18 protein-coding genes are annotated in these 14,603 nt (G+C 64.6%); 17 read left to right on the forward strand and 1 reads right to left on the reverse strand.

Translation table 11 applies throughout. The annotated features are described in order from the left end of the window. The first annotated feature begins 10 nt into the window (after window positions 1-10). The 3 genes from fusA to rpsJ all read left to right on the forward strand — a co-directional run bounded on the left by fusA (window position 11) and on the right by rpsJ (window position 3,792). Window positions 11-2,113: an elongation factor G gene (gene fusA, locus AC1Z3O_RS00110; RefSeq protein ID WP_483512691.1), complete on the forward strand. Its 2,103-nt coding sequence runs from the start codon at window positions 11-13 to the stop codon at window positions 2,111-2,113. Between the two features lie 86 nt (window positions 2,114-2,199). Next, window positions 2,200-3,390 carry an elongation factor Tu gene (gene tuf, locus AC1Z3O_RS00115; RefSeq protein ID WP_483512683.1) on the forward strand — a complete coding sequence of 397 codons (1,191 nt, stop codon included), beginning with the start codon at window positions 2,200-2,202 and terminating at the stop codon, window positions 3,388-3,390. 93 nt (window positions 3,391-3,483) lie between these two features. After that, window positions 3,484-3,792: a 30S ribosomal protein S10 gene (gene rpsJ, locus AC1Z3O_RS00120; protein WP_006160488.1), complete on the forward strand. Its 309-nt coding sequence runs from the start codon at window positions 3,484-3,486 to the stop codon at window positions 3,790-3,792. A gap of 258 nt (window positions 3,793-4,050) precedes the next feature. Here rpsJ and AC1Z3O_RS00125 read toward each other — a convergent pair whose 3' ends face one another. After that, window positions 4,051-5,058 (reverse strand): AraC family transcriptional regulator, encoded by a 1,008-nt coding sequence (locus AC1Z3O_RS00125; RefSeq protein WP_483512692.1) that lies wholly within the window; start codon window positions 5,056-5,058, stop codon window positions 4,051-4,053. Between the two features lie 285 nt (window positions 5,059-5,343). On the opposite strand from AC1Z3O_RS00125, the gene AC1Z3O_RS00130 reads away from it, so the two are divergent. The 14 genes from AC1Z3O_RS00130 (at window position 5,344) to rpsQ (ending at window position 14,600) form a co-directional block, all read left to right on the forward strand. Next, the gene (locus AC1Z3O_RS00130) at window positions 5,344-6,573 is read left to right on the forward strand and encodes a dienelactone hydrolase family protein (RefSeq protein ID WP_483512693.1); all 1,230 of its coding nucleotides are present in this window, start codon (window positions 5,344-5,346) and stop codon (window positions 6,571-6,573) included. Between the two features lie 153 nt (window positions 6,574-6,726). Continuing rightward, complete coding sequence (locus AC1Z3O_RS00135) at window positions 6,727-7,515, forward strand: SDR family oxidoreductase (RefSeq protein ID WP_483512694.1); 789 nt, start codon at window positions 6,727-6,729, stop codon at window positions 7,513-7,515. 162 nt (window positions 7,516-7,677) lie between these two features. Further along, a complete protein-coding gene (locus AC1Z3O_RS00140) occupies window positions 7,678-8,919 on the forward strand; it encodes a styrene monooxygenase/indole monooxygenase family protein (RefSeq protein ID WP_483512695.1) in 1,242 nt (413 codons plus the stop codon). A 1-nt stretch (window position 8,920) separates the two neighbouring features. Next, entirely contained in the window at window positions 8,921-9,424 is a 504-nt protein-coding gene (locus tag AC1Z3O_RS00145) for a flavin reductase family protein (RefSeq protein WP_483512696.1), read from the forward strand. Window positions 9,425-9,828: 404 nt separating this feature from the next. Next, the gene (gene rplC / locus AC1Z3O_RS00150; protein WP_071010138.1) at window positions 9,829-10,479 is read left to right on the forward strand and encodes a 50S ribosomal protein L3; all 651 of its coding nucleotides are present in this window, start codon (window positions 9,829-9,831) and stop codon (window positions 10,477-10,479) included. Window positions 10,480-10,491: 12 nt separating this feature from the next. After that, the gene (gene rplD, locus AC1Z3O_RS00155; RefSeq protein ID WP_483512697.1) at window positions 10,492-11,112 is read left to right on the forward strand and encodes a 50S ribosomal protein L4; all 621 of its coding nucleotides are present in this window, start codon (window positions 10,492-10,494) and stop codon (window positions 11,110-11,112) included. After that, entirely contained in the window at window positions 11,109-11,423 is a 315-nt protein-coding gene (rplW, locus tag AC1Z3O_RS00160) for a 50S ribosomal protein L23 (RefSeq protein WP_483512698.1), read from the forward strand. The genes rplD and rplW overlap by 4 nt, the downstream gene beginning before the upstream one ends. 2 nt (window positions 11,424-11,425) lie before the next feature. Next, complete coding sequence (gene rplB, locus AC1Z3O_RS00165; RefSeq protein ID WP_483512699.1) at window positions 11,426-12,256, forward strand: 50S ribosomal protein L2; 831 nt, start codon at window positions 11,426-11,428, stop codon at window positions 12,254-12,256. 22 nt (window positions 12,257-12,278) lie between these two features. Next, complete coding sequence (gene rpsS, locus AC1Z3O_RS00170; RefSeq protein ID WP_483512700.1) at window positions 12,279-12,554, forward strand: 30S ribosomal protein S19; 276 nt, start codon at window positions 12,279-12,281, stop codon at window positions 12,552-12,554. Between the two features lie 9 nt (window positions 12,555-12,563). Continuing rightward, on the forward strand, window positions 12,564-12,893 hold the full coding sequence (rplV, locus tag AC1Z3O_RS00175; protein ID WP_006576243.1) for a 50S ribosomal protein L22: 330 nt from the start codon (window positions 12,564-12,566) through the stop codon (window positions 12,891-12,893). 9 nt (window positions 12,894-12,902) lie between these two features. Continuing rightward, window positions 12,903-13,700 carry a 30S ribosomal protein S3 gene (gene rpsC, locus AC1Z3O_RS00180; RefSeq protein ID WP_483512701.1) on the forward strand — a complete coding sequence of 266 codons (798 nt, stop codon included), beginning with the start codon at window positions 12,903-12,905 and terminating at the stop codon, window positions 13,698-13,700. A gap of 2 nt (window positions 13,701-13,702) precedes the next feature. Continuing rightward, the gene (gene rplP / locus AC1Z3O_RS00185) at window positions 13,703-14,119 is read left to right on the forward strand and encodes a 50S ribosomal protein L16 (protein ID WP_006576240.1); all 417 of its coding nucleotides are present in this window, start codon (window positions 13,703-13,705) and stop codon (window positions 14,117-14,119) included. Window positions 14,120-14,130: 11 nt separating this feature from the next. After that, window positions 14,131-14,325: a 50S ribosomal protein L29 gene (gene rpmC / locus AC1Z3O_RS00190; RefSeq protein WP_109585086.1), complete on the forward strand. Its 195-nt coding sequence runs from the start codon at window positions 14,131-14,133 to the stop codon at window positions 14,323-14,325. Beyond that, window positions 14,322-14,600 carry a 30S ribosomal protein S17 gene (rpsQ, locus tag AC1Z3O_RS00195; RefSeq protein WP_483512702.1) on the forward strand — a complete coding sequence of 93 codons (279 nt, stop codon included), beginning with the start codon at window positions 14,322-14,324 and terminating at the stop codon, window positions 14,598-14,600. The genes rpmC and rpsQ overlap by 4 nt, the downstream gene beginning before the upstream one ends. Window positions 14,601-14,603 lie beyond the last annotated feature (3 nt).

Below are 14,603 nucleotides of genomic sequence, written 5' to 3' on the forward strand. Positions count from 1 at the left end.
GAGGATTAAAGTGGCTCGTAAGACTCCCATTGAGCGCTACCGTAACATCGGTATCTCGGCTCACATTGACGCGGGTAAAACCACCACGACCGAACGTATCCTGTTCTACACCGGTGTGAACCACAAGATCGGTGAAGTGCACGATGGCGCCGCCACGATGGACTGGATGGAGCAGGAGCAGGAGCGTGGCATCACGATTACCTCCGCTGCTACCACCGCCTTCTGGAAGGGCATGGCGGGCAACTACCCCGAGCACCGCATCAACATCATCGACACCCCGGGACACGTGGACTTCACCATCGAGGTGGAGCGTTCCATGCGCGTGCTGGACGGTGCGTGCATGGTGTACTGCGCCGTGGGCGGCGTGCAGCCGCAGTCGGAAACCGTGTGGCGCCAGGCCAATAAGTACGGCGTGCCCCGCCTGGCCTTCGTCAACAAGATGGACCGCACCGGCGCAAACTTCTTCAAGGTCTACGACCAGCTGAAGACTCGCCTGAAGGCCAACCCCGTGCCCGTCGTGGTGCCCATCGGCGCCGAAGACACCTTCAAGGGCGTGGTCGACCTGCTGAAGATGAAGGCGATCATTTGGGACGAGGCCAGCCAAGGCACCAAGTTCGACTACGTGGACATTCCGGCGGAGCTGGCCGACAGCTGCACCGAGTGGCGCGAAAAGATGGTCGAGGCCGCTGCCGAGTCGTCCGAAGACCTGATGAACAAGTACCTGGAAGATGGCGACCTGACCGAGGCCGAGATCGTCAAGGGCCTGCGCGACCGTACCATCGCCTGCGAAATCCAGCCGATGCTGTGCGGCACCGCCTTCAAGAACAAGGGCGTGCAGCGTATGCTGGACGCCGTGATCGACTTCCTGCCGTCGCCGGTGGACATCCCCCCGGTCAAGGGCGTGGACGACAACGAGAAGGAAGTGGAGCGCAAGGCCGACGACAACGAGAAGTTCTCGGCGCTGGCCTTCAAGATCATGACCGACCCGTTCGTCGGCCAGCTGATCTTCTTCCGGGTCTACTCGGGCGTGGTCAATTCGGGCGACACCATCTACAACCCGGTCAAGAGCAAGAAGGAACGCCTGGGCCGTATTCTGCAGATGCACGCCAACCAGCGCGAGGAAATCAAGGAAGTGCGCGCTGGCGACATCGCCGCTGCCGTCGGCCTGAAGGAAGCCACCACGGGTGACACGCTGTGCGATCCGGCACACATCATCATCCTGGAACGCATGGAATTCCCGGAGCCGGTGATCTCGCAGGCCGTCGAGCCGAAGACCAAGGCTGACCAGGAAAAGATGGGCATCGCCCTGAACCGTCTGGCTCAGGAAGATCCGTCGTTCCGCGTGAAGACCGACGAAGAGTCGGGTCAGACCATCATTTCGGGTATGGGCGAACTGCACCTCGAAATTCTGGTTGACCGCATGAAGCGCGAATTCGGCGTGGAAGCCACGGTTGGCAAGCCGCAGGTTGCCTACCGCGAAACCATCCGCAAGCAGTCGACGGACGTCGAAGGCAAGTTCGTCAAGCAGTCGGGCGGTCGCGGCCAGTACGGTCACGTGGTCATCACGATCGAGCCGCAAGAGCCGGGCAAGGGCTACGAATTCGTCGACGCCATCAAGGGCGGCGTGGTTCCGCGCGAATACATCCCGGCCGTGGACAAGGGCATCCAGGACACGCTCAACAACGGTATCCTGGCTGGCTTCCCGGTGGTGGACGTGAAGGTGACGCTGACCTTCGGTTCGTACCACGACGTGGACTCGAACGAAAACGCGTTCAAGATGGCCGGCTCGATGGCCTTCAAGGAAGGTATGCGTCGTTCGAACCCGGTGCTGCTCGAGCCGATGATGGCCGTGGAAGTGGAAACGCCGGAAGACTTCATGGGTAACGTGATGGGCGACCTGTCGTCGCGTCGCGGCATCATCCAGGGCATGGACGACATGGTCGGCGGTGGCAAGATCCTGCGCGCGGAAGTTCCGCTGGCAGAGATGTTCGGCTACTCGACCTCGCTGCGTTCGGCAACCCAGGGCCGCGCCACGTACACGATGGAGTTCAAGCACTACTCCGAAGCGCCGAAGAACGTGGCCGACGCCGTGATCACGGCCAAGGGCAAGTAAGCAGGTTTGACTGACCGCCGCGCCGGCCTGTGCGGGCGCGGCGGCACGATGAATAGACAAGACTGAATTCCATTAGGAGCTGAAAAATGGCAAAGGAAAAGTTCGAGCGGACTAAGCCGCACGTGAACGTTGGCACGATTGGTCACGTTGACCATGGCAAGACGACGCTGACGGCAGCGATCGCGACGGTGCTGGCAGCGAAGTTTGGCGGTGCCGCCAAGAAGTACGACGAAATCGACGCAGCGCCGGAAGAGAAGGCGCGCGGCATTACCATCAACACCGCGCACGTCGAGTACGAGACGGCCAACCGCCACTACGCGCACGTTGACTGCCCGGGCCACGCTGACTACGTGAAGAACATGATCACGGGCGCGGCACAGATGGACGGCGCGATCCTGGTTTGCTCGGCCGCTGACGGCCCGATGCCGCAGACGCGCGAGCACATCCTGCTGGCCCGTCAGGTTGGCGTGCCTTACATCATCGTGTTCCTGAACAAGTGCGACATGGTGGACGACGCCGAGCTGCTCGAGCTGGTGGAAATGGAAGTGCGCGAGCTGCTGTCGAAGTACGAGTTCCCCGGCGACGACACCCCGATCATCAAGGGTTCGGCCAAGCTGGCGCTGGAAGGCGACAAGGGCGAGCTGGGCGAAGTGGCGATCCTGGCACTGGCCGACGCCCTGGACACGTACATCCCGACGCCGGAGCGTGCGGTTGACGGTACGTTCCTGATGCCGGTGGAAGACGTGTTCTCGATCTCGGGCCGCGGTACCGTGGTGACCGGTCGTATCGAGCGTGGCGTGATCAAGGTCGGTGAGGAAATCGAAATCGTCGGTATCAAGCCGACGGTGAAGACCACCTGCACCGGCGTGGAAATGTTCCGCAAGCTGCTGGACCAGGGCCAGGCTGGCGACAACGTCGGTCTGCTGCTGCGCGGCACGAAGCGCGAAGACGTCGAGCGCGGCCAAGTGCTGTGCAAGCCGGGTTCGATCAAGCCGCACACCCACTTCACCGGTGAGGTGTACATTCTGTCGAAGGACGAAGGCGGCCGTCACACCCCGTTCTTCAACAACTACCGTCCGCAGTTCTACTTCCGTACGACTGACGTGACCGGCTCGATCGAGCTGCCGCAGGACAAGGAAATGGTGATGCCGGGCGACAACGTGTCGATCACCGTCAAGCTGATCGCCCCGATCGCCATGGAAGAAGGTCTGCGCTTCGCAATCCGTGAAGGCGGCCGTACCGTCGGCGCCGGCGTCGTGGCAAAGATCCTCGACTAAGCAAACTTCCTGGAGCAAGCCGGCTGTACAATACCGCCGGCTTGTTCCCTGTTTCCGGGCGTAATCCGCCCATCGCTCTTTTAAGGAAATATCATGCAGAACCAGAAGATCCGTATCCGCCTGAAGGCTTTCGACTATCGCCTGATCGACCAGTCGGCCGCTGAAATCGTGGATACCGCCAAGCGCACCGGCGCGATCGTCAAGGGTCCCGTGCCCCTGCCGACCCGCATCCAGCGCTTCGACATCCTGCGTTCGCCGCACGTCAACAAGACCAGCCGCGATCAGTTCGAGATCCGCACCCACCAGCGCCTGATGGACATCGTCGACCCGACCGATAAGACCGTCGACGCGCTGATGAAGCTCGACCTGCCGGCAGGCGTGGACGTCGAGATCAAGGTGTAAGCTTTTTATGCTTCGGGCTGCAGTGATGTGGCCCTTTGCAGCAAAAACGGCGAACGTAAGTTCGCCGTTTTTGTTTTTGGGGCTGGGTTGCTGCTGCATGTCCTTTGTTCGGGCGGCGCTGGTTGTTGGTGGCAACGGCCTGTTTCGGCTCCCCCGCAGGGGGAGTCGAAACAGGCTTTTGCCCCGCAAACCGCATACGCTCATACAGACCGGCAGACCGGCAGACCGGCAGACCGGCAGACCCGCCAGCCCACCAACCTAAATCCTCCTCCTCAACGTCTCCCCCGGACACTCCCCAAACACCCTCCGATACTCAACACTAAACCGCCCCAGATGCGTAAAGCCCCACCGCATCGCCGCCGCACTCACCGAACCCACCGCTGCGTCGTTGAGCAGGTCATGCCGCACACGATCCATCCGCACGGTGCGCAGATAGGCCATCGGGCTGAGTCCCCGGTGCTCGCGAAAGCCGGCGTACAGGCTGCGCAGACTGACGCCGGCCACGTCGGCCAGCAGAGCAGGGGTCAGCGCCGCGCCGGCGTGCGTGTGGATGTATTCCTCGACCACTTTCACATGCCTCGGCGCCAGCGGCTTGCCGTGGTTGCGCAGGGCGTCGGAGAGGCTGTGGGGCTGCACGGTCAGCAGGGTGCCGATCACGAGCTGCTCGAGCTGGCAGGCGGTCAGCGGATGGCGCGCGGCCTCGGGGGACAGCGCCAGCGTGTCGGCAAGGTAGTGCATCAACTGGTACCAGCCGGCCTGGCGGCGCCATGCCATGCCCAGCGCGAAGCGCAGCGGCTGGTCGGGCCGGTGTCCCAGGTAGGCCGCGCACACGCGTTCCAGCGCGCTCAGTTCCACGCGCACGATGAGCTGGTCGCTGTCTGCGCTCCAGCGCATGCGCACCGGGTCGGCAGGTGTCAGCACGGAGGCGGTGTCGGCATCGGACAGGATGCGCTGGGTGCCGCAGGCGATATCGGCCTGGCCGGCCAGCGGCATCTGCACCAGCAGGAAGTCGCCCATCGGGCCGGGGTCGATGTCGACCTCGGCGCCGTAGGCGAGGCGATTGAGCGAGACCGCGCCAAGTGGCGCATGGTGCAGCCGCGCCGCCAGCCGCGTGCCGCCGATCGTGAGCCGGTGCGGCTTGAAGACGGTGCCGACGGCGGCGCGCGCCTGTGCCTGGTCGGTCGAGGCGAAGACCAGCCGGCTGGCGTCGCCAAGCAGGGCAGCGGCCAGCGTCGGGGCGGCCGTGACGATCGGGGGCTGCAGCATGTCTCGCTCCACAGGGGCGTGGCCGGGCGCTGCCGTTGGCACCCGGTCCGGGGGATGGCCTCGCCGCGCCGGATTGCTACCCGCACGGTGGACTCCCTGGGCACCACTATAGCGGAGGGCAAGACCGCCGCGCCGTCCTGCGCAGGGGCGAGCTTGCGTGAGCCGAAAATTTCCTGCACTAATCGGATAGTCGCTGCAGCCGGCGGCTAGCTTGCTGCGGTGCGGTGCATCCATCATGGAATCCACGCGGCAGCCCGACCGAATCAGAAAAAAGGAGACCAGGCCATGGGCCAGACCATCCAGATCCAGACCCCAGACGGCAGTTTCAGCGGCTATCTCGCCATCCCGGCGGCAGGCAAGGGGCCCGGCATTGTCCTTTGCCAGGAGATCTTCGGCGTCAACGCCACGATGCGGCAGGTGGCCGACTACTACGCCGAAGAGGGCTACACGGTGCTGGTGCCCGATCTGTTCTGGCGCCTGTCGCCGGGCATCCAGCTGTCCGACCGGGGCGAGGATTTCCAGCGCGCGCTGGGCCTGTACGAGCGCTTCGATGAAGCCCAGGGCGTCAAGGACGTCGGCGCGGCGCTGGACGCCTTGCGCCAGCGCCCGGAATGTGTCGGCCAGACCGGCGTGCTGGGCTTCTGCCTGGGCGGCAAGCTGGCCTACCTGGCGGCCTGCCGGCTGCCGGACGTGGCTTGCGCCGTGGCCTACTATGGCGTGGGCATCGAGAACGCCCTGGACGAGGCGGCCAAGGTGAGCGGCCGCCTGGTGCTGCACATCGCCGAGAAGGACGGCTTCTGCCCGCCCCAGGCGCAGGCCCGCATCCGCGAGGCGCTGGGCGGGCACGAAGGCGTCGAGGTCTATGTCTACGCGGGGATGGACCATGCCTTCGCGCGTGCCGGCGGCGAGCATTTCGACAAGGCGAGCGCCCTGATGGCGCACCAGCGCTCGATTGCCGCGCTGCGCCGCGAGATGGGGCCCCACTACGATTTCTCGGCGCTGTGGGACAAGCACTGCGAGTATGAGTTCGCCACGCGCGACGTCGATGCGACGATGGCGACGATGGTGGCCGAGCCCTACGTCAACCACATCCCGACCATGACGGGGGGTGTGGGCTATCGCCAGCTCAAGCGCTTCTACCAGCACCATTTTGTCCACAGCAATCCGCCCGACACCACGCTGATCCCGCTATCGCGCACGGTGGGCGCCAGCCAGATCGTCGACGAGCTGCTGTTCTGCTTCACCCACACCTGCGAGATCGATTGGTTGCTGCCCGGCGTGGCACCAACTGGCCGCCGCGTGGAAATCCCGCTGATCGCGATCGTGAAGTTCCGCGGCGACAAGCTCTACCACGAGCACATCTACTGGGACCAGGCCAGCGTGCTGGTGCAGATCGGCAAGCTGGATCCCGCCGGCCTTCCGGTGGCAGGCGTGGAGACCGCGCGCAAGCTGCTCGACGAGACGTTGCCGTCCAACACCTTGATGGCACGCTGGCAGGAAAGCGAGGGCAAGTAGCCCCACGCGGGCCCCACACGGGCCTCATACGGGCATTCAGCCGCGAGCGGCGCCGGTGCGCGCCGCGCGGCCCGTCTCCGGCAATCGGGCCGGGGACCGACCGGGAGCCAGGCGCCCGCAGAGGCGCTGCGCCCGATACGAGGAGACGACGACATGAAAGGCTTGCAGGACAAGGTCGCCATCATCACCGGCGGCGCCACGCTGATCGGTGCAGGTGTGGCACGGGCATTCACGGCTGCCGGTACGCGCGTAGCCATCCTCGACATCGATGCCGCCGGCGGCGAGAGAGTGGCGGCGGAACTCGGCGAGCATTGCCTGTTCCTGCGTACCGACATCAGCGACGACGCCCAGGTCGCGTCGGCGGTAGGCCAGGTCGCCGAGCATTTCGGCGGTGTGGACTTCCTGGTCAACCTGGCCTGCACCTACCTGGACGATGGCATGCGCTCCAGCCGCACCGACTGGCGCACCGCGCTCGACGTCAACGTGATTTCCGCGGTGATGCTGGCGCAGGCGGTGCAGCCGCTGATGCGCGCGCGCGGCGGCGGCGCCATCGTCAACTTCACCAGCATCTCGGCCAATGTCGCGCAGACGGGCCGTTGGCTCTATCCGGTGTCGAAGGCCGCGCTGCGCCAGCTCACGCGCAATATGGCCATGGACCTGGCGCCCGACCGCATCCGCGTGAACGCCGTCTCGCCGGGCTGGACCTGGTGCCGCCTGATGGACGAGGTGTCCGGCGGCGACCGCGCGCGCACCGATCGCGTCGCGGCCGATTTCCATCTGCTGGGCCGCGTGGGCGAGCCCGACGAGGTGGCCCAGGTGGTGCTGTTCCTGTGCTCGGACCACGCCAGCTTCGTCACCGGCGCCGACTACGCCGTCGACGGCGGCTATTCGGCGATGGGACCCGAGCGCAACGAGCCGGCGATTCCGCGCCTGGCCGGCTGATCCGGCCGGGGCCGCCGCCCCCAAACACAGATTTCCGACCCTGCCGGCCTCGCAAGGTGCGCCGCCGGTGGGAAGCACTCGCCCTGCGCGAGCCATTTACGACCCATTGCGCGACTTTTCTTGCGCCCTTTTTAGCGACCCATCCGTCGAGGAGACACCGCCATGAGCCAACGCATCGCCATCGTCGGGGCCGGCCAGTCCGGCCTGCAGATGGCCCTGGGCCTGCAGGCCAAGGGCTATGACGTGACCCTGATGACCAACCGCCCGCCGGAGCAGGTGCGCACGGGCAAGGTCATGTCCAGCCAGTGCATGTTCGACCGCGCGCTGCAGACCGAACGCGAGCTGGACCTGAACTGGTGGGAGGCGGACTGCCCGCCGGTGGAAGGCATCGGCCTGGCCGTGCCGCACCCGGAGCAGGCCGGGGCCAGGCTGATCGACTGGGCCGCGCCGCTGGACCGGCCCGCGCAGGCGGTCGACCAGCGCCTCAAGATGCCGGCCTGGATGGAGGCCTTCGCCGCGCGCGGCGGCGACCTGCGCATCGCCGACGCCGGCCTCGATGAGCTGGACGCGCTGGCTGCCAGCCATGACCTGGTGATGCTGGCGGCGGGCAAGGGCGAAATCGTCGGCCGCTTTGCGCGCGACGCCGCGCGCAGCCCCTACGATGCACCCCAGCGCGCGCTGGCGCTCACCTATGTGCACGGCATGACGCCGCGCGAACCGTTCTCGCGGGTCTGCTTCAACCTGATCCCGGGCGTGGGCGAGTACTTCGTCTTTCCGGCGCTGACGCTGTCCGGGCCCTGCGAGATCATGGTCTTCGAGGGGGTGCCCGGCGGCCCTATGGATCGCTGGCATGAAGCGCGCACACCCGCCGAGCACCTGCAGGAAAGCCTGCGCATCCTGCGTACCTGGCTGCCCTGGGAGGCGGAGCGCTGCGAGCGGGTCGAGCTGACCGACGCCAACGGCATCCTGGCCGGCCGCTTCGCGCCGACCGTGCGCAAGCCTGTGCTGACGTTGCCCTCCGGGCGCTTGGTGTTCGGCATGGCGGATGCCGTCGTGGTCAACGACCCGATCACCGGGCAGGGCTCGAACAATGCCGCCAAATGCTGCAAGGTGTATCTGGACGCCATCCTCGCCCACGGCGACCGTCCCTTTGATGCCGCCTGGATGGAGCAGACCTTTGCGCGCTACTGGGACTACGCTTCGGACGTGGTGAACTGGACCAACTCGATGCTGGCGCCGCCACCGCCCCACATCCTGGCGCTGCTGGGCGCCGCCGGGCAGGCGCCCGCGCTGGCCGCGCGTATCGCCAACGGATTCGACAATCCGCCCGACTTCTTCCCATGGTGGGCTGATCCCCAGGCCTGCCATGCGCTGATCGAGCAATACCTGCCGCAGGCTGCCTGAGATGGATGCCGCCGCCGACATCCTCCCCGGCCAGCTCGATCCGCGCGCCCTGCGCCGGGTTTGCGGCCGCTACGCCACCGGCGTGGCCATCATCGGCGCGGCCGCCGCGCAGGGCAGGGCGGTAGGCCTGACGGTCAACTCCTTCGCCTCGCTGTCGCTCGCGCCGCCGCTGATCCTGTGGAGCCTGGCGCTGCATTCCCCCAATGCGGCGCTGTTCGTGCCCGGCGCCGGCTTCGGCGTCAGCATCCTGCGTGCCGGACACGGCCAGCTGGCCCGCCACTTCGCCACGCCGGCAGCGGACAAGTTCGCCGACGTGCCGCACCACCGCTGCCCGGCGGGCGTGCCCTATCTCGACGAGGCGCTGGCCACGCTGGCCTGCCGTGTGGCGCGCGCGGACCCGATCGGCGACCACCTGCTGGTGGTCGGCGAGGTCGAAGGCTGCGAGGCCGGCGATGGCGAGCCGCTGGTGTTCTACGGCGGCGACTTCGTGCGCATCGGCGCCTGAGGGGGAACGGATCGGGCCGACGCGCGGTCACACAGCCTGCGTCGGCCGCTCCCGCTCGCGCTATCGCTTGCGCAGCCTCAAGGTGCCGCGTAACCCTCATTTCCGTGCGCGTCCCCTTGCAGGATGCGCCGGCAGTGCCGCAATACAACAGCACTGGCGCAGCCTGCGCGGAAATTGGGCAATGCAACTTGCTCTATCCAAAAGGGTGCGATATAGTGTAAGGCTACCCGTGTCTCCGGGTGGTGGGTTGGCCGCTTTGGCCGCGCGCTGTCCTCTTTTGCGCAAGCCCTCGCTGTAGGCGTAGCAGTGCACGCCTTAGGCAAACTCCTGCGGAAATCCGCAGATCACACAGTTTTCGTGTATCAATCAGCCCCGGCCAATCGCAGCTGGGAATGGAGCAAACCATGAGCCTTGGCCTTGTAGGTCGCAAGGTTGGCATGACCCGTATTTTCACGGACGACGGTGATTCGATTCCCGTTACCGTGGTCGAGGTCGGCGACAACCGCGTGACGCAAATCAAGACGGACGAGACCGACGGTTATACCGCGGTTCAAGTCACCTTCGGCAAGCGGCGCGCAAGCCGCGTCACCAAGCCGCTGGCGGGTCACCTCGCCAAAGCCGGCGTGGAAGCCGGTGAAATCATTCGCGAATTCCGTATCGATGCAGCCAAGGCTGCCGAACTGCAAGCTGGCGGTTCGCTGTCGGTCGACCTGTTCGAAGTCGGTCAGAAGATCGACGTGCAGGGCGTGACGATCGGTAAGGGCTACGCCGGTACCATCAAGCGCTACCACTTCGCTTCGGGCCGTGCTACCCACGGTAACTCGCGTTCGCACAACGTGCCGGGTTCGATCGGTATGGCGCAGGATCCGGGCCGCGTGTTCCCGGGCAAGCGCATGACCGGTCACCTGGGTGACGTCACCCGCACCGTCCAGAACCTGGAAATCGCCAAGATCGACGCAGAGCGCAAGCTGCTGCTGGTCAAGGGCGCCATCCCCGGTTCCAAGGGCGGCAAGGTTATCGTGACCCCGGCCGTCAAGGCCAAAGCCAAAGCTTAAGGAGCGGAAACAATGGAACTGAAGCTCCTGCAGGACAATGGCCAGATCGGCGCCGGCGTTGCCGCCTCGCCCGAAGTCTTCGGCCGTGACTACAACGAAGCCCTCGTTCACCAGGTCGTCGTCGCTTACCAGGCCAACGCGCGCAGCGGTAACCGTAAGCAGAAGGATCGTGAAGAGGTCAAGCACACGACCAAGAAGCCTTGGCGCCAGAAGGGTACGGGTCGCGCCCGTGCCGGTATGTCCTCCTCGCCGCTGTGGCGCGGGGGCGGCCGTATCTTCCCGAATTCGCCGGAAGAGAACTTCAGCCAGAAGGTCAACAAGAAGATGTACCGTGCCGGCATGCGCTCGATTTACTCGCAGCTCGCACGTGAAGGTCGTATCAATGTGGTGGATGGTTTCACCGTCGATGCGCCCAAGACCAAGCTCTTGGCCGACAAGTTCAAGGCCATGGGCCTGGACTCGGTGCTGATCATCACCGACAGCCTCGACGAGAACCTCTACCTGGCCGCGCGTAACCTGCCGCACGTTTCGGTGGTTGAAGCGCGCCACGCAGATCCGCTGTCGCTGGTGCACTACAAGAAGGTGCTGGTGACCAAGGCAGCCGTCGCGCAGATCGAGGAGTTGCTGAAATGACGCAAGTAGCCAAGAACGATCATCGTTTGATGCAGGTGCTGCTCGCGCCCGTGGTTTCCGAAAAGGCAACCCTGGTCGCCGACAAGAATGAACAAGTCGTGTTCGAAGTCGCCCGCGACGCCAACAAGGCGGAAGTGAAGGCGGCAGTCGAGATGCTGTTCAAGGTCGAGGTGCAGTCCGTTCAGATCCTGAACCAGAAGGGCAAGCAAAAGCGCTTCGGTCGCTTCATGGGGCGTCGCAACCACGTGAAGAAGGCCTACGTTTCGCTGAAGCCGGGTCAGGAAATCAATTTTGAAGCGGAGGCCAAGTAATCATGGCACTCGTCAAGACCAAGCCGACTTCCCCGGGTCGCCGCTCCATGGTGAAGGTTGTTAACAACAACCTGCACAAGGGCGCGCCCCACGCTCCGCTGCTGGAAAAGCAATTCCAGAAGTCGGGTCGTAACAACAATGGTCATATCACCACCCGCCACAAGGGCGGTGGTCATAAGCACCACTACCGCGTGGTCGACTTCAAGCGCAACGACAAGGACGGCATCCCCGCCAAGGTCGAGCGCCTGGAATACGATCCGAACCGCAGCGCGAACATCGCGCTGGTGCTGTTCGCCGACGGCGAGCGCCGCTACATCATCGCCACCAAGGGCATGGTTGCGGGCCAGCCGCTGATGAACGGCTCGGAAGCGCCGATCAAGGCCGGTAACAACCTGCCGATCCGCAACATCCCGGTCGGTACCACGATCAACAACGTGGAAATGCTGCCTGGCAAGGGCGCGCAGATCGCGCGTGCCGCCGGTGCCTCGGCTGTGCTGATGGCCCGCGAAGGCGTGTACGCTCAGGTTCGCCTGCGCTCCGGCGAAGTGCGCCGCGTGCACATCGAGTGCCGCGCCACCGTCGGTGAAGTGGGCAACGAAGAGCACAGCCTGCGCGTGATCGGCAAGGCCGGTGCGACCCGTTGGCGCGGTATCCGCCCGACGGTCCGCGGCGTTGTGATGAACCCGGTGGATCACCCGCACGGTGGTGGTGAAGGCAAGACCGCCGCGGGTCGCGATCCGGTTTCGCCGTGGGGTACCCCGACTAAGGGCTACCGCACCCGCAGCAACAAGCGCACTGCCAGCATGATCGTGCAGAAGCGCCACAAGCGTTAATCGGTAGGTAGGAGCTAAAGACATGACACGTTCCGCAAAGAAGGGTCCGTTCTGTGACGCCCACCTGCTGAAAAAGGTGGAAGCGGCTGCAGGCGGCAAGGACAAGAAGCCCATCAAGACCTGGTCGCGTCGCTCGACGATCATGCCCGAGTTCATCGGCCTGACGATCGCCGTGCACAACGGCCGTCAACACGTGCCGGTGTACGTGACGGAAAACATGGTTGGCCACAAGCTCGGCGAATTTGCGATCACTCGCACGTTCAAGGGCCACGCAGCCGACAAGAAAGCGAAGAGGTAAGGTGCCATCATGGAAGTGAAAGCGATTCATCGCGGTGCCCGCATCTCCGCCCAGAAGACGCGCCTGGTCGCTGACCAGATCCGTGGTCTGCCGATCGAGCGCGCGCTCAACATCCTGACGTTCAGCCCGAAGAAGGCCGCCGGGATCGTGAAGAAGGTGGTCGAATCGGCCATCGCCAACGCCGAGCACAACGAAGGCGCCGACATCGACGAACTGAAGGTCAAATCGATCTACGTCGACAAGGCGACCTCGCTCAAGCGCTTCACCGCACGGGCGAAGGGCCGCGGCAACCGCATCGAGAAACAAACGTGTCACATCACTGTGACACTCGGCAACTAAGGAGTCACGATGGGACAGAAGATTCATCCGACTGGCTTCCGTCTGGCCGTCAGCCGTAACTGGGCCTCGCGTTGGTACGCCGCCAACACGAAGTTCGCCGGCATGCTGAAAGAAGACATCGAAGTTCGTGAGTTCCTGAAGAAGAAGCTCAAGAACGCATCGGTTGGCCGCGTCGTGATCGAGCGCCCCGCCCGCAATGCACGCATCACCATTTACAGCTCGCGTCCGGGCGTGGTGATCGGCAAGAAGGGTGAGGACATCGAACTGCTGAAGGCCGAACTGCAGCGTCGCATGGGCGTGCCCGTGCACGTGAACATCGAGGAAATCCGCAAGCCGGAAACCGATGCGCAGCTGATCGCCGATTCGATCACCCAGCAGCTCGAGCGCCGTATCATGTTCCGCCGCGCCATGAAGCGCGCGATGCAGAACGCGATGCGCCTGGGTGCCCAGGGCATCAAGATCATGAGCTCGGGCCGTCTGAACGGTATCGAAATCGCACGTACCGAGTGGTACCGCGAAGGCCGTGTGCCCCTGCACACCCTGCGCGCCGACATCGACTACGGCTTCTCCGAAGCAGAAACCACCTACGGCATCATCGGTGTCAAGGTGTGGGTCTACAAGGGTGATCACCTCGGCCGCAACGACGCGCCGGTGGTGGAAGAGCCGCAAGACGAGCGTCGCCGCCGTCCGGGCCGTCCCGATGGTCGCCGCCGTGAAGGCGAAGGCCGTCCGGGTGGCAACCGTCGCGGTGGCGCCGGTGCCGGTCGCCGCGCTGCGCCTGGCGCAGATGGGAAGAGTGGAGAATAACGATGCTGCAACCTAAGCGCAGAAAGTATCGCAAGGAGCAGAAGGGCCGCAACACGGGTAAGGCTACCCGTGGCAACGCCGTGTCTTTCGGCGAATTCGGTCTGAAGGCAATGGGCCGTGGCCGTCTGACGGCTCGCCAGATCGAGTCGGCACGTCGTGCGATGACCCGTCACATCAAGCGTGGCGGCCGCATCTGGATCCGGATCTTCCCGGACAAGCCGATCTCGAAGAAGCCCGCTGAAGTCCGTATGGGTAACGGTAAGGGCAATCCGGAGTACTACGTGGCTGAGATTCAGCCGGGCAAGATGCTGTACGAAATGGATGGCGTGAGCGAAGAGCTGGCGCGTGAGGCGTTCCGCCTCGCGGCAGCCAAGCTGCCGATCGCCACCAACTTCGTGGTGCGTCAGGTCGGGACGTAAGGAGAGCAGGAATGAAAGCATCCGAACTGCGCGGCAAGGACGCCGCGGGGCTGAACCAGGAGCTCTCCGAGCTGCTGAAGGCCCAATTTAGCCTGCGCATGCAAAAGGCCACCCAACAGCTGCAGAACACCAGCCAGCTGAAGAAGGTGCGCAAGGACATCGCGCGGGTGCAAACCGTGCTGAATGAAAAGGCGAGCTCGAAATGACTGAAACTGCACAAACGGAATCGTCGCTTCGCCGCACGCTGGTCGGCCGGGTCGTAAGCGACAAGATGGACAAGACCGTGACGGTCCTGATCGAAAACCGCGTCAAGCATCCGCTGTACGGCAAGTACGTTGTGCGTTCGAAGAAGTACCACGCGCACGACGAGGCGAACCAGTACAAGGAAGGCGACAAGGTCGAGATCCAGGAAAGCCGTCCGCTGTCCCGGACGAAGTCCTGGGTGGTCTCGCGTCTGCTGGAAGCTGCTCGCGTCATCTAAAGA

Source organism: Cupriavidus sp. 09_S30, assembly GCF_056930435.1.

Excerpts from the sequence above, each read along its gene's own strand:
- AC1Z3O_RS00130 (WP_483512693.1), top strand. The coding sequence starts at position 5,344 with ATGGGCCAGACCATCCAGATCCAGACCCCAGACGGCAGTTTCAGCGGC.
- rplB (WP_483512699.1), top strand. The coding sequence starts at position 11,426 with ATGGCACTCGTCAAGACCAAGCCGACTTCCCCGGGTCGCCGCTCCATG.
- rpsC (WP_483512701.1), top strand. The coding sequence starts at position 12,903 with ATGGGACAGAAGATTCATCCGACTGGCTTCCGTCTGGCCGTCAGCCGT.
- AC1Z3O_RS00125 (WP_483512692.1), bottom strand. The coding sequence starts at position 5,058 with ATGCTGCAGCCCCCGATCGTCACGGCCGCCCCGACGCTGGCCGCTGCC.
- rplW (WP_483512698.1), top strand. The coding sequence starts at position 11,109 with ATGACGCAAGTAGCCAAGAACGATCATCGTTTGATGCAGGTGCTGCTC.
- AC1Z3O_RS00145 (WP_483512696.1), top strand. The coding sequence starts at position 8,921 with ATGGATGCCGCCGCCGACATCCTCCCCGGCCAGCTCGATCCGCGCGCC.
- rpsQ (WP_483512702.1), top strand. The coding sequence starts at position 14,322 with ATGACTGAAACTGCACAAACGGAATCGTCGCTTCGCCGCACGCTGGTC.
- AC1Z3O_RS00135 (WP_483512694.1), top strand. The coding sequence starts at position 6,727 with ATGAAAGGCTTGCAGGACAAGGTCGCCATCATCACCGGCGGCGCCACG.
- rplP (WP_006576240.1), top strand. The coding sequence starts at position 13,703 with ATGCTGCAACCTAAGCGCAGAAAGTATCGCAAGGAGCAGAAGGGCCGC.
- tuf (WP_483512683.1), top strand. The coding sequence starts at position 2,200 with ATGGCAAAGGAAAAGTTCGAGCGGACTAAGCCGCACGTGAACGTTGGC.
- rplV (WP_006576243.1), top strand. The coding sequence starts at position 12,564 with ATGGAAGTGAAAGCGATTCATCGCGGTGCCCGCATCTCCGCCCAGAAG.
- rpmC (WP_109585086.1), top strand. The coding sequence starts at position 14,131 with ATGAAAGCATCCGAACTGCGCGGCAAGGACGCCGCGGGGCTGAACCAG.
- rplD (WP_483512697.1), top strand. The coding sequence starts at position 10,492 with ATGGAACTGAAGCTCCTGCAGGACAATGGCCAGATCGGCGCCGGCGTT.
- AC1Z3O_RS00140 (WP_483512695.1), top strand. The coding sequence starts at position 7,678 with ATGAGCCAACGCATCGCCATCGTCGGGGCCGGCCAGTCCGGCCTGCAG.
- rpsS (WP_483512700.1), top strand. The coding sequence starts at position 12,279 with ATGACACGTTCCGCAAAGAAGGGTCCGTTCTGTGACGCCCACCTGCTG.
- rplC (WP_071010138.1), top strand. The coding sequence starts at position 9,829 with ATGAGCCTTGGCCTTGTAGGTCGCAAGGTTGGCATGACCCGTATTTTC.
- rpsJ (WP_006160488.1), top strand. The coding sequence starts at position 3,484 with ATGCAGAACCAGAAGATCCGTATCCGCCTGAAGGCTTTCGACTATCGC.